Genomic DNA, 12943 nt, shown 5'->3' on the forward strand with positions numbered 1-12943 from the left:
TGTATTTGCTGGTTTTTCTTCTTCTGCTTTAGCGTCTCGAGTTAATGATTGTGATGCTAAAATGGTAATTACTTCCGATGGCGGTTTTAGAGGAAACAAAACGATTAATTTAAAAGGAATTGTAGATGAAGCATTAGAAAAATGTTCTAATGTTAATAAGGTTTTAGTTGTAAAGCGAACAAATGAAACTGTTTCTATGAAAGAAGGGCGCGATCAATGGATTAAACCGTTATTAGACAAAGCTCAAGATAATCATATTGCAGCTATTATAGATGCTGAAGATCCGCTATTTATTTTATACACTTCGGGTTCTACAGGTAAACCCAAAGGAATGGTTCATACTACAGCAGGTTATATGGTTTATACCGCTTATACGTTTAAAAATGTATTTCAATATGAAGAAAACGATGTGTATTGGTGCACCGCAGATATCGGTTGGATTACAGGTCATTCTTATATTTTATACGGCCCACTTTTAAACGGAGCCACTACTGTATTATTTGAAGGCGTTCCGTCATACCCCGATTTTAGTCGTTTTTGGGAAGTAATCGAAAAACATAAAGTAAACCAATTTTACACCGCACCAACAGCTATTCGAGCATTAGCAAAAGAAAGTTTAGATTTTGTACAAAAATATCCACTTAACTCCTTAAAAGTTATTGGTTCGGTTGGCGAACCCATAAACGAAGAGGCGTGGCACTGGTACAACGACCATGTAGGCGGAAAACGTTGCCCATTAGTAGATACTTGGTGGCAAACCGAAACAGGAGGGATTATGATTTCACCTATTCCGTTTGTAACGCCTACAAAACCTACTTACGCATCTTTACCATTACCAGGAATACAACCGGTATTAATGGACGAATTACGTAATGAAATTGAGGGCAACCAAGTAACAGGCAGTTTGTGTATAAAATTTCCTTGGCCCAGTATGGCTCGTACTATTTGGGGCGACCACCAACGGTATATAGATACATATTATAAAGCCTATCCAGGTAAATATTTTACAGGCGATGGTGCTTTGCGAGATGAAGTAGGCTATTATAGAATAACTGGTAGAGTAGATGATGTCATTATTGTTTCGGGACATAATTTAGGAACAGCACCTATTGAAGATGCTATAAACGAACACCCTGCCGTTGCCGAAAGTGCTATTGTAGGTTTTCCACACGATATTAAAGGAAATGCACTTTATGGCTATGTTATTTTAAAAGAAACAGGAGAATCACGTAATCAAGATAATTTGAGAAAAGAAATCAACAATTTGATTTCTGATCAAATAGGTCCAATTGCAAAATTAGATAAAATTCAATTTGTAAGCGGATTGCCTAAAACACGTTCGGGTAAAATTATGCGAAGAATTTTGCGTAAAATTGCCGAAGACGATTTTAGCAACTTTGGCGATACATCTACCTTATTAAATCCTGAAATTATTGATGAAATTAAAGATGCGAAACTTTAATAACTTCTTTTTTGTTTTTAAAAACGGCTTCAAATTAGAGCTGTTTTTTTATTTTAATTAAAGTTAATAAACACTTTATGAAAACACTATTTTTATTATTTTTTTGTATTATCAGTAATCTTTTGCAATCGCAAATAATAAATAGAAGAGGAGTAGCAACCGAAGAAGGCGGAATTGCTTATCCTGTAATGGAACCCTCAGTAGAAGCACCTGCTTTCGACAGTAGTAAGGCAATTAGTATTTTTACTAGTAAAAATGGGAAAAAAGGAGTGCGAAAGTATAAAGGCGATACTTTAGTTGAACCTATTTATGACAATATAATAAGTAGTACAGGAAGTTTATATATTGTTGCGATAGGTTCTAAAAAAGGTGTAATTACAATTGATGGTAAAAAAGATATTATTCCTGTTAAGTATGATGATATAAGTTATTTTTATAGGGGTAATACATTTTTTGTTACTAAAAAAAATAAAACGGCAACTTTTGATACCGAAGGTAAAAGCATTCTAAAATTACAACCAAATAAAATAGAGTATTCGAGTAAAAACGGACTTTCTTTAATTCGTAATCCAGAAACAAATGCGCTCGATATTTATATTTTTAATAAAAAAACAAAATTTTCGAGCAACGAAATTATAGTGTATCAAAACGATGCTTTGGTTATTAAAAACGATACTAAATACGGACTTTTTCTCGATAATGACCTTTTTCTAAATTTTGAGTACGATGCTATTCATACTACTACAGGTTCATTAAATACCAATTATGAAAAGCAGCAAATAGAAAAGCACAATTTTTTTTATTCAACAAAACCGTTACAGTATTATTATGTGGAAAAAAACGGAAAATTTGGAATTTATAACCATAAAGAGCAAATTTATCCAATAACACTAGACAAAATAAAAGACGATAATAGTTATAGACAAGCTGTAATTATTGAAGAAAATAATTTGAAAGGTATTTTTTTTAAAAATTCAAATAAAATTATAACACCACAATATCAAAATATACATTTAGACGGAACAACTTATATTGAATTAACAAAAAACGGAAAAAACGGATTAATAGATTATAATTGTAATGAAATTTTACCTTTTGTATATGACGATATTTATATTTCGAGCAACAAATTTATTGTAACTCAAAATAAAAAGAAAGGAATTGTAAGCACTAAAGGCGAAACACTTATACCCATAGCTTACGATGATTTTGATACTTTTTTAGACGATAAAAATTTGGTTAAAGTTACCAATGATAATCTTTACGGAATATTCAATTTATCAAAAAATAAATTATTATTTCCCGTAGCGTATAAATATATTTTTGAACTTGGTGAAAATAATTATGAAGTAATTACACCCGATGAAAAAGCAGGTTTGTACGATGCCAATGGAAATGAAATTTTACCAGCAGTATATACAACTATTCGTAGATCGTACACCCATAATAGCAAATTGTTTTTTGCCTTAAAAGATGGTACTTATACTATAATTAACAAAGATAATAAAGTTCTTTATCCTAACGAAATTACAGAATATTTTTACTTAGAAGACGACCAATTTTTTAAAATTCCAGATAACAACATTGTTTTAAAAAATACAAACGGAAAAACAGCTTTATTTAATGAAGAATTAGGCTATGCAACTATTCCGTTTATGTATGATGAAATTCTTCAGTTTTTTGATTTGTTTAATCAACCTAATAAAAGCTATTACTTGGTAAAAAACAATAAAAAATTTGGAATAGTCGATGAAAATAACAAAACAATTATTCCTTTAATTTACGATTTTCTTAGTATTAATTTTCAAGGAGAAGATACAAAAAATGTTAGTTTCGTTGCCAAGAAAAACAAAAAATTCGGAATTATAAATATTGAAAATCAAATAATTACACCTTTTAAGTACAATTATATTGAAAAAATTAGTAGTTCAAATTTATTTAAAGCAAAAGAAAAAAACACATATTGTTTGCTAAACGAAAAAGGAATTGTTTTAAATAATGGTCCATTTGATGAAATTGCAAACTTTGAATTTATTGCTGAAAAAGAACATTACGAAGCTTTTGCTTTTTATAATGGGAAAATGCACATATTACAAGATAACGGAAGGTTATCTAGTGAAGCACAAATAATGGATATACATGATGGATACAAATCTTTTGATGAATTAAAACAAGCACTTATTGTAGCCTTAAACGATAAAGACAATCAAAAAATGGTTGCATTTTCAAAGAAAATTTCGCCATCAAAACATTTGTTGCAATTTTTAGATCGAAATGTTTTTACAAACGAAAAATTATATTTAGGCGAAAATTTATCTTGGATTACCGAAAAATATACAGATGTTTTATTGCGTTTTAAATATTCGTATTGGAATTCCGATTTTTATAAAAAAGAGTCTTTAACAAACGTTCCCGATTTTATTATTTACGAAAATGGCATTGTTACTAACAAACGTGCTACCGACTGGGCGTATGGCGATACTAAATATTTAGAACGAATTTTACGAAACGCTATTAAAATAAACGGTTTTTGGATTAGCTCGTATTTTATGAAAAACCGATTTTAATTTCGCTTATTCTTTTACTACTTTTTTAGTAACAACTTTACCATTATTATTTGTTAAAACCAAAACATAAGTTCCTTTTGCCAGTTGCGAAGTAGCAATTTTAGTTTCCGTTGTAAACGTTAAAACTTTTTGACCATTTATAGTATAAAATTCTCCTTTTGCAAAATTTCCATTTTCAATTGCAATATAATCGTTAAACGGATTAGGATAAATAATAAACTCATTATTTGTAGTAAAACTTGTAGTTTCTAAAGTAGTATTAATACTAAATACATAAGGAGTTTGATAATCGGTATTCGATGGCGCTGTACTTACAATTTTTAAAAAATAATCGCCAGGAGCTAAAGTTGCATTAAGTGTAGCAGCATTTCCGGTATTTGTAGTTACGGGTGTAATTGTGTTGCCAGCATTGTCTAATAACTGTACGGTAAGTTGCGAGGTTGCTATTTCATTAACGGTAACGGTAGTAATCATTTCATCGCTAACACTAAATTTATAAAAATCATTATCTGCATTGGCACTATTTTCTTGTACAGTTGTAAAACCATAATATTCGGTATTAGTCGCTACTTCATAGGCTAGTTCGTTAAAGTTAGGTTCATCGAGTCCTTGCATTATTTGGTAATACTGGTTTGGCAACGCTGTGTGATTTTCTACACCAATAGAAGTATAGTAAAAATATTTAGCAGGAAATTGCAATCCGGTTAAATAATTGTTCATTTTTGCAGAAGTTTCAGTTACTACACCATCTGTAGCGCTACCATTTATTTTTCCTACTACATTAGTAAAATCAATTAAATTATCGATACTTTTTTGATTTAGTCCTAAAACATTATCGCCTGTTGCACCATTACAATTAACATCAATATTAAAAAAATCGTCTCCCCATAAATGCTCGTTCATATTATTACTATCGTTTACTTCTAATCCGCCAAATAAATAACGTCCTTGGTCGCCGCTGTAGTAATAGGTAATTTTTAAATCGCGAATAGCTTCGGAATGTGTATCGATACCTACAAAAAACCCCAATGCTAAATCACTAGCATTACTACCACCATGTGGTGTGCCTAGTGTTAATAATTTGGCAACATGGTGCAAATTATCGGGTTGCCAATTGTAATTGTTCTGAATATATTCTCTTGATGCTAAACCGCCCATACTATGTCCTACAAGAATTACTTTGTTTTTTCCTGTAAGTTGCATTACACGATTTACGGCTACTTGTAGCGCTTTTCCTTGTTTTACTATGGCAGCTTGATTGCTTAAAACACTATTGCCTAACGAACCATCGACATTAACTTTATAATTTACTAAATAATAATCGCCATTTTGCATATTGGCTAGTTCAAAAGGAATAATATCAGCATTTGCAGTTGGATAAATATTTACATTGGCTACGGCATCATTATTATCGCCATTTAAACAAAAATCGAAACGACCGCCAAAGGTAAATCCGTATTGATTTTCTAAATAATTAATAGAATTATTCCACGTATTAGAGTCGGAATTTAAACCGTGAATAAAAAGTATAGGGTAGGGTAGTTTGCTTGTAAAACTTAAGTTTTGTGTTGTAGTTTTGTAAGAAACAATGCTGTCGTTTATAGTTTCAACACTTTCAAAAGCAACGGGTCTAGATTTTATTTGATAATTAGTATTCTGTGTGAAACCTAGAAAACTTGTAAAAATAACAATTGTAGAAAGTATAATTTTATTCATAATAACTTAAAATTAGCACGACTAATATATAAAATTATTACGAATAGAATTAAATTGATAAAGAATAGATTTTGGCTATTCTTTATCAATTGCGCCTAAAACGCGTTGCATAAACTCGTTTAAAGCTGTTTTTTTATCTTTTCCATCTTTAATCATTTGATGTACTTCTAGTGCGCCGTACATATTTGATATAAGTTCGCCAATAACGTCTAATTCTTCATCTTTTAAAGAAGATACTTCGGTTAAATTTTCTAAAACCTCTATAGTTTCCACTAAATAATCTTGATCGTTATCTTCAATAAATTGCGTTAGTTGTTTTATAACGGGTAATTTCATAAGCTTAAAGTACTTCGTTTACTAATTCGGCTAAAACGTCAGCTTTGTTTGTTTGCGTTTGGTTTACTAATTCTCCGTTTTTAAAAGTAGCAAATGTTGGCAAATTATCTACTTTGGCTAATTTTCTAGATTCTGGAAATTTTTCAGCATCTACAATTACAAAAGGAATTGCTTCATTTTCTGATGCCAATTTTTTAAATTTAGGCTTCATTATTCGACAATTGCCGCACCATGAGGCTGCATATTGTACTACTACAATTTCATTGTTAGCAACAATTTCTTGTAAATTATCTTGGTCTATTTCTTGAAACATATTTTTTTGTTTAAGGTTGAATTAGTTTCAAGTTTCAAGTTGTATTAACCTGAAACCTGAAACTTTTAACTAAAATTAATGCGAAGCTAAATATTCTGCAGTACTGTTTCTGTCTGCTTTCATAGCGTCTTTCCCTTCTTCCCAGTTAGCTGGGCAAACTTCTCCTTTAGTTTGAACGTGTGTATAAGCATCGATTAAACGTAAATATTCGTTTACATTTCTACCAAGTGGCATATCGTTTACACTTTCGTGGAAAATTTTTCCCGTTTCGTCTATTAAATAAGTAGCACGGAAAGTTACATTTGAACCTTCTAAAATTTCTTCTTCTAAATTTTCGTCGTAAACCCATTCTGCATCTAAAATATCTAAAGCTGCAGATAAATTTCTAGTAGTATCTGCTAATAAAGGATACGTTACACCTTCAATACCACCATTATCTTTTGCAGTGTTTAACCAAGCAAAATGTACTTCGTTAGTATCGCAAGAAGCGCCAATTACTTTAGTATTTCTTTTTTCGAATTCGCCTAATGCTGCTTGAAAAGCGTGTAATTCTGTAGGGCAAACAAAAGTAAAGTCTTTTGGATACCAAAATAATAATACTTTTTGGTTGTTGTTTACTGCTTCTTCTAAAACGTTAATTCTTAAGTTATCGCCCATTTCAGATATTGCATCTACTGTAATGTTTGGAAATTTTTTTCCTACTAATGCCATTGTTTTATGTATTAAGTTAATATTAATTTTCTTGTACAAATTTACAAATAAAAAAACCACTACTATAAGTAAGTAATGGTTAATTTTTATTTAAGAATAAATTTTATTTATAATTCGTTTTCTTCATTTTTTGATAGTAATTGTTTTATTTTAATATTAAAAGCGGCAAATACTAATGTCATTAAAGGACTTAGTAAATTAAAAAAGGCGTAAGGCAAATAATCAAAAGTTGCAACGCCTAATGTGCCAGATTGATAAGCCCCACAAGTATTCCAAGGTACTAAAACAGATGTTACCGTTCCAGAATCTTCTAAAGTTCTACTTAAATTTTCGGGTGCTAAACCTCTATCTTTATAGGCTTTTGCAAACATTTTGCCAGGTACAACAATTGCCAAATACTGGTCTGATGCTGTAATATTTAACGCTAAACAACTTCCAACAGTAGAAGCGAATAAACCTAAAGTAGATTTGGCTAATTTTAACAAAGCCTGACTTATACGAGCTAAAGCGCCTATAGCATCCATAACCCCACCATATACCATAGCACAAATAATGAGCCATATTGTACCTAACATACCACTCATACCTTTGGCTTTAAAAAGTTTTACTAAATTTTCATTTTCGGTTGGAATAATAGTTTCTGTAGTTATAGCATCAATTATTCCTCTATAAGCCGATTTAAAAGTAATATGATCGGTAGCTGTTAGTAGATTAATTATTTGTGGTTGAAAGATTAATGCAAAAATCCCACCTAATAGCACGCCAATAAATAAAGCAATAATGGGTTCGGTTTTTTTAAATATTAAGCCAATAACAATTATGGGAACTAAAAAAACCCAAGGCGTTACATTAAATGATTTTTTGATATCGATTAGTAAAGCACTTGTGTCGGTATTTCCATGAATATCTACAGTTAATCCTAAAATTACAAAAAGTATTAGCGCTATTACAAAGGAAGGAACTGTGGTTAAAGTCATATAGCGAATATGAGTAAATAAATCGGTTCCTGCCATAGCAGGAGCAAGGTTAGTAGTGTCAGACATAGGCGATAGTTTATCGCCAAAATAAGCACCCGAAATAACAGCACCAGCAACCATTCCTACAGGAAACCCAAGTGCACCACCAATGCCTACTAATGCAATACCAACTGTTGCTGAAGTTGTCCAAGAACTTCCTGTTGCAACCGATATTACAGCGCAAATAATCATACTAGCTGGTAAAAAAATAGCAGGATTTAATATTTGCAATCCATAATAAATCATACTAGGAATAATACCACTAATAAGCCAAGTGCCTGCTAAAGCACCTACCATTAATAAAATTAAAATTGCGCTTGCTGTAGATTTTATATTCTCGGCTACTTCGTCTATCATTCTTTTAAACGAAACCTTGTTAAAAAGGCCAACAATTACTGCAACAGCTGCGCCTAACAATAATACAAACTGATTGCTACCAGCAAGCGGATCGTCGTCTGGACCGCTATAAACCACTAAAACATTATAGGCTAGCATTGCTATTAAGGCGAAAACAGGAAGTAAGGCTTCAAATATATTTAGTTCTTTGTTGCGGTGTATTTGTGTGTCCATAGTATAAAATTAGATTGCAATTTAAAGAAATGATTTTGATAATCAAATAAATTGCAACATCATTTCATAATAATAGAAAATTTGAAAAATAGGTAAGTAATTAAATTTTAATTGCAATATAGGTTTAAAACTTTGTTTAGTAATCGTTTAAATACTATTTCAAGGTTAATTTTCTAATAAATTGTATTTGTTTTTTTAATTTGTAATAGTTAATTGTCGCATTTCGTTTGGTAAAACCGAAATAGAAATACTAGCATGATCAAGCGGAATTAAATTGGGTACTTTTTCGGGCCATTCTATAAAACACCAATTTCCAGAATAAAAGTATTCGTCAATTCCCATATCGTAGGCTTCAATTTCAGAATTGAGTCGATACAAATCAAAATGATAAATAATTTGATTGTTTTCTGTATGGTATTCGTTTACCAGTGAAAATGTGGGACTACTCGAATTATCTATTACGCCTAGTTCTTTTGTTAATGCTTTTATTAAAGTTGTTTTACCTGCGCCCATTTCGGCGTTAAAAAGAATTACTTTTTTTAACTGCGGAATAGCTAAAATTTGTTGTGCAATGTTTTTTATTTCGTTTAAACTATAAATAAAGGTCATAAATTTTGATTGACATTTTAAATAAATTCGGATTGTATTCTATGATTGTAAACCGTAAACTGTAATTACTTAGGTTCTAAAATAACAAATGGAATTATCATTTCTTCTAGCGAAATACCACCGTGTTGATACGTGTTTCGATAATAACTTACATAATGATTAAAATTGTTTACGTAGGCTAAAAAGAAATCATTTTTAGCAAAAATAAACGAACTACTCATATTAATGGCAGGTAAACCAATTCTTTTCGGGTCTTTTACCGCATAAACCTCTTTTTCTTCATATGTTAAGCTTCTTCCGGTTTTATACCTTAAATTTAACGATGTGTTTTTATCGCCAATTACTTTTGATGGGTTTTTACAATTTATAGTGCCATGATCAGTAGTTATAATTAACCTAAAACCATTAATTTGCGCTTGTTGAATAATCTCTAATAATGGCGAATTTTTAAACCAACTTGCTGTAAGCGAACGGTAAGCTTTGTCGTTAGAAGCCAGTTCTTTAACCACTTCCATTTCGGTTTTTGCATGCGAAAGCATATCAACAAAATTGTATACAATAGTTGTTAAATCGTTGTTTTTTAACGATTTAAAGTTGTCTGCTAATTTTTTTCCGTCTTTAAAATTAGTAATTTTATAATATTCTTGTTTAATGTTAAGTCCAATGCGTTTTAATTGCTCGTTTAAAAAATCGGCTTCGTGTAAATTTTTACCACCATCATCGGTATCGTTTTTCCAATATTGCGGATATTTTTTTTCCATTTCTAAAGGTAATAAGCCCGAAAAAATAGCATTTCGAGCATATTGTGTTGCTGTTGGTAGAATAGAAAAATAATTGCGTTCGCTAGTTATTTTATAATGATTTTTTACAACACTTTCAAAAGCCTTCCACTGGTCGTAACGCAAATTATCGATAACTATAAAAAGTATAGGTTTGTTTTTTTTTCGTATTTCGGGCGCTACTAATTTATTAAATACTTGATGCGATAAAATGGGCGAGTTACTTTCGTTTTGTATCCAATTTTCATATTTTTTTTCAATAAACTTGCTAAACTGAAAATTAGCTTCTGCTTTTTGGCTTTCTAATATTTCAATCATACTTTGGTCGTCTATATTTTCGAGTTCCATTTCCCAGTAAACCAGTTTTTTATAAAGCTCGTCCCATTCTTCAAAAGAATTTACGGTAGCCATATTCATTGCAATTTTTCGAAACTCTTTTTGGTAATCTAAAGTAGTTTTTTCTGAAACTAAACGCGAATGGTCTAAGTTTTTCTTTAAACTTAATAATATTTGATTTGGATTTACGGGTTTTATTAAATAATCGGCAATTTTAGAGCCAATAGCTTCTTCCATTATATATTCTTCCTCACTTTTAGTAATCATAATTACGGGAATTAACGATTTTTTTTCTTTTAATTCCGCAAGCGTTTCTAGTCCGCTTAAACCAGGCATATTTTCATCTAGAAATACAATATCAAAATTTGTTTCTTCAAACAAATCTATTGCATCTTGACCGTTATTTACCGTAGTAACTTCGTAACCTTTTTTTTCTAAAAAAAGGATATGTGGTTTTAACAAGTCTATTTCATCATCTACCCAAAGTATTTTTATTGTGCTCATATATTTACGTACAAAATTATTTTTGATTGCAAGTTATACATCTTGAACGTAGTTTTTATTAAAAATTATATAATTTTTTTCATTTTTTTAATTCGTATAAAAATAGGTTTTAATTCGCTATTTTTGTAAAAACTTAAAAAATTAATGTGTGGGTAATACCAATAAACTCAAAATATTTAACGACCCTATTTACGGATTTATAACTATACCAAATTCGTTAATTTACGATTTAATTCAGCATCCATATTTTCAGCGGTTGCGTCGTATTTCGCAAATGGGCATGTCGTATTTAGTGTATCCTGGTGCACATCATACACGTTTTCATCATGCTTTAGGATCGATGCACTTAATGCAAAGTGCTGTAAAAACCCTTCAATTTAAAGGCGTTTCTATTTCTAAAGACGAAGAAAATGCTTTGTATATTGCCATTCTGTTGCACGATATTGGCCATGGGCCATTTAGTCATGCAATGGAGCATAGTATAGTCGAAAACATACATCACGAAGAATTGTCGTTGTTATTTATGCAAAAATTAAATAATGAGTTTAATGGAAAATTATCATTAGCTATTAAAATTTTCAAAGGCGAATATCATCGTAAATTTATGTTGCAACTTATTTCGAGTCAACTCGATATGGACAGATTAGATTATTTAAAACGCGACAGTTTTTACAGCGGTGTAGCCGAAGGAAACATAAACAGCGAACGCTTAATTCAAATGATGAATGTGGTTGATGATATATTGGTTATTGAAGAAAAAGGTGTTTATTCGGTAGAAAAATTTTTAGTAGCACGGCGTTTAATGTATTGGCAAACCTATTTACACAAAACATCGGTTGTAGCAGAATTAATACTCACTAAAATTTTACAGCGTGCAAAAGAATTAGCCCAAAACGGAATAGAAATAGTAGCCAGTAAACCATTGCAATATTTTATACAAAATAAAATTTCGAATAATCAATTTACTGATAACGATTTGCTTACGTTTAGTTACCTAGACGACTTTGATGTAATGAGTGCTATAAAACAATGGCAATTTCATACAGATAAAACTTTAGCAACACTTTGTAAAATGATTATAAATCGTGATTTATTAAAAATTAAAATACTAAACGAGAAACCAAATAGTAATGCTATTAAAGAAATTAAACAAAAACTAATACTTTCGGAAAATATTTCAAACAAAGAAGCCGATTATTTTGTGTTAACGGGTAAATTAAAAAATCAGGCATACAGCAAAAAAGCAGCACCTATTATGATACTTAAAAAAAATAAATATTTAGTAGATGTTATTGAAGCATCGGACCAATTGTTGCTTAAAGCATTATCTAAAACAGTAACTAAATTCTATATTTGTTATCCAAAACAACTTTTATAAGTTTATCATTTTAAATAATTTTATATTTTTGTCAGAATAAAGTAAATTGATTGGTCAATTATTTTTACAAACTAACACAAGTTAAATGAAATTTACAGCAACTCAAATAGCAGGAATTTTAGAAGGAGAAGTTTTTGGAAATCCTGAGGCTGAAGTCTATAAGTTAGCTAAAATTGAAGAAGGAACCGAAGGTTCTTTAACTTTTTTAGCAAATCCAAAATATGAACATCATATTTACACTACAAATGCAACAATAACCATTGTAAACGCCACTTTTCAACCCGAGCAGCATATTACAACAACTTTAATTAAGGTGGAAGATGCTTACAAAGCGTTTTCAAAACTGTTAGAATATTACAACCAAGTAAAATTAATGAAATCAGGAATCGAGCAACCATCAGTTATATCTGAAGGAGTTCAATATGGCGAAGGATTGTATTTGGGTAGTTTTTGTTACGTGGGAAAAAATGTTTCCATTGGTAATAACGTAAAAATTTATCCAAATAGTTTTATAGGCGATAATGTTATAATAGGCGATAATTCTGTTTTGTTTGCGGGCGTTCGTGTTTATTCCGAAAGTAGTATAGGAAAAAATTGCACCATTCATTCAGGAACCATTATTGGCTCAGATGGCTTCGGTTTTGCT

At 30.6% G+C, this 12943-nt stretch carries 11 protein-coding genes; 4 read left to right on the forward strand and 7 right to left on the reverse strand.

What is annotated here, in order from left to right; all coding sequences use genetic code 11:
* A partial coding sequence (gene acs / locus R2808_RS10925; protein WP_371271051.1) for an acetate--CoA ligase occupies positions 1-1462 on the forward strand: 1462 nt, incomplete at its 5' end.
* Positions 1463-1539: 77 nt separating this feature from the next.
* Positions 1540-4029 carry a WG repeat-containing protein gene (locus R2808_RS10930; protein WP_371271052.1) on the forward strand — a complete coding sequence of 830 codons (2490 nt, stop codon included), beginning with the start codon at positions 1540-1542 and terminating at the stop codon, positions 4027-4029.
* 6 nt (positions 4030-4035) lie between these two features.
* Here the strand turns inward: R2808_RS10930 and R2808_RS10935 are convergent, their stop codons facing one another.
* The 7 genes from R2808_RS10935 to R2808_RS10965 all read right to left on the reverse strand — a co-directional run bounded on the left by R2808_RS10935 (position 4036) and on the right by R2808_RS10965 (position 10919).
* Positions 4036-5745, reverse strand: coding sequence for an alpha/beta hydrolase (locus R2808_RS10935; protein ID WP_371271053.1), 1710 nt, complete (start codon positions 5743-5745; stop codon positions 4036-4038).
* Between the two features lie 75 nt (positions 5746-5820).
* Positions 5821-6081 (reverse strand): hypothetical protein, encoded by a 261-nt coding sequence (locus R2808_RS10940; protein WP_371271054.1) that lies wholly within the window; start codon positions 6079-6081, stop codon positions 5821-5823.
* A gap of 4 nt (positions 6082-6085) precedes the next feature.
* Complete coding sequence (locus R2808_RS10945) at positions 6086-6394, reverse strand: thioredoxin family protein (protein ID WP_371271055.1); 309 nt, start codon at positions 6392-6394, stop codon at positions 6086-6088.
* A 75-nt stretch (positions 6395-6469) separates the two neighbouring features.
* A complete protein-coding gene (locus tag R2808_RS10950) occupies positions 6470-7105 on the reverse strand; it encodes a peroxiredoxin (protein WP_371271056.1) in 636 nt (211 codons plus the stop codon).
* 107 nt (positions 7106-7212) lie between these two features.
* Positions 7213-8691, reverse strand: a complete 1479-nt coding sequence (gene nhaC / locus R2808_RS10955; protein ID WP_371271057.1) for a Na+/H+ antiporter NhaC — start codon at positions 8689-8691, stop codon at positions 7213-7215.
* Positions 8692-8886: 195 nt separating this feature from the next.
* Positions 8887-9300 (reverse strand): tRNA (adenosine(37)-N6)-threonylcarbamoyltransferase complex ATPase subunit type 1 TsaE, encoded by a 414-nt coding sequence (tsaE, locus tag R2808_RS10960; RefSeq protein WP_371271058.1) that lies wholly within the window; start codon positions 9298-9300, stop codon positions 8887-8889.
* A gap of 65 nt (positions 9301-9365) precedes the next feature.
* Entirely contained in the window at positions 9366-10919 is a 1554-nt protein-coding gene (locus R2808_RS10965; RefSeq protein ID WP_371271059.1) for a PglZ domain-containing protein, read from the reverse strand.
* 148 nt (positions 10920-11067) lie between these two features.
* On the opposite strand from R2808_RS10965, the gene R2808_RS10970 reads away from it, so the two are divergent.
* A complete protein-coding gene (locus tag R2808_RS10970; protein ID WP_371271060.1) occupies positions 11068-12297 on the forward strand; it encodes an HD domain-containing protein in 1230 nt (409 codons plus the stop codon).
* Between the two features lie 85 nt (positions 12298-12382).
* A partial coding sequence (locus R2808_RS10975) for an LpxD N-terminal domain-containing protein (RefSeq protein WP_371271061.1) occupies positions 12383-12943 on the forward strand: 561 nt, incomplete at its 3' end.

The sequence above is a fragment of the Flavobacterium sp. genome (assembly GCF_041392005.1).
Taxonomy (GTDB): domain Bacteria; phylum Bacteroidota; class Bacteroidia; order Flavobacteriales; family Flavobacteriaceae; genus Flavobacterium.

Bases quoted from the DNA above. Each gene is read 5' to 3' on its own strand.
- R2808_RS10930 (WP_371271052.1), top strand. From the start codon at position 1,540: ATGAAAACACTATTTTTATTATTTTTTTGTATTATCAGTAATCTTTTG.
- R2808_RS10935 (WP_371271053.1), bottom strand. From the start codon at position 5,745: ATGAATAAAATTATACTTTCTACAATTGTTATTTTTACAAGTTTTCTA.
- R2808_RS10940 (WP_371271054.1), bottom strand. From the start codon at position 6,081: ATGAAATTACCCGTTATAAAACAACTAACGCAATTTATTGAAGATAAC.
- R2808_RS10945 (WP_371271055.1), bottom strand. From the start codon at position 6,394: ATGTTTCAAGAAATAGACCAAGATAATTTACAAGAAATTGTTGCTAAC.
- R2808_RS10950 (WP_371271056.1), bottom strand. From the start codon at position 7,105: ATGGCATTAGTAGGAAAAAAATTTCCAAACATTACAGTAGATGCAATA.
- nhaC (WP_371271057.1), bottom strand. From the start codon at position 8,691: ATGGACACACAAATACACCGCAACAAAGAACTAAATATATTTGAAGCC.
- tsaE (WP_371271058.1), bottom strand. From the start codon at position 9,300: ATGACCTTTATTTATAGTTTAAACGAAATAAAAAACATTGCACAACAA.
- R2808_RS10965 (WP_371271059.1), bottom strand. From the start codon at position 10,919: ATGAGCACAATAAAAATACTTTGGGTAGATGATGAAATAGACTTGTTA.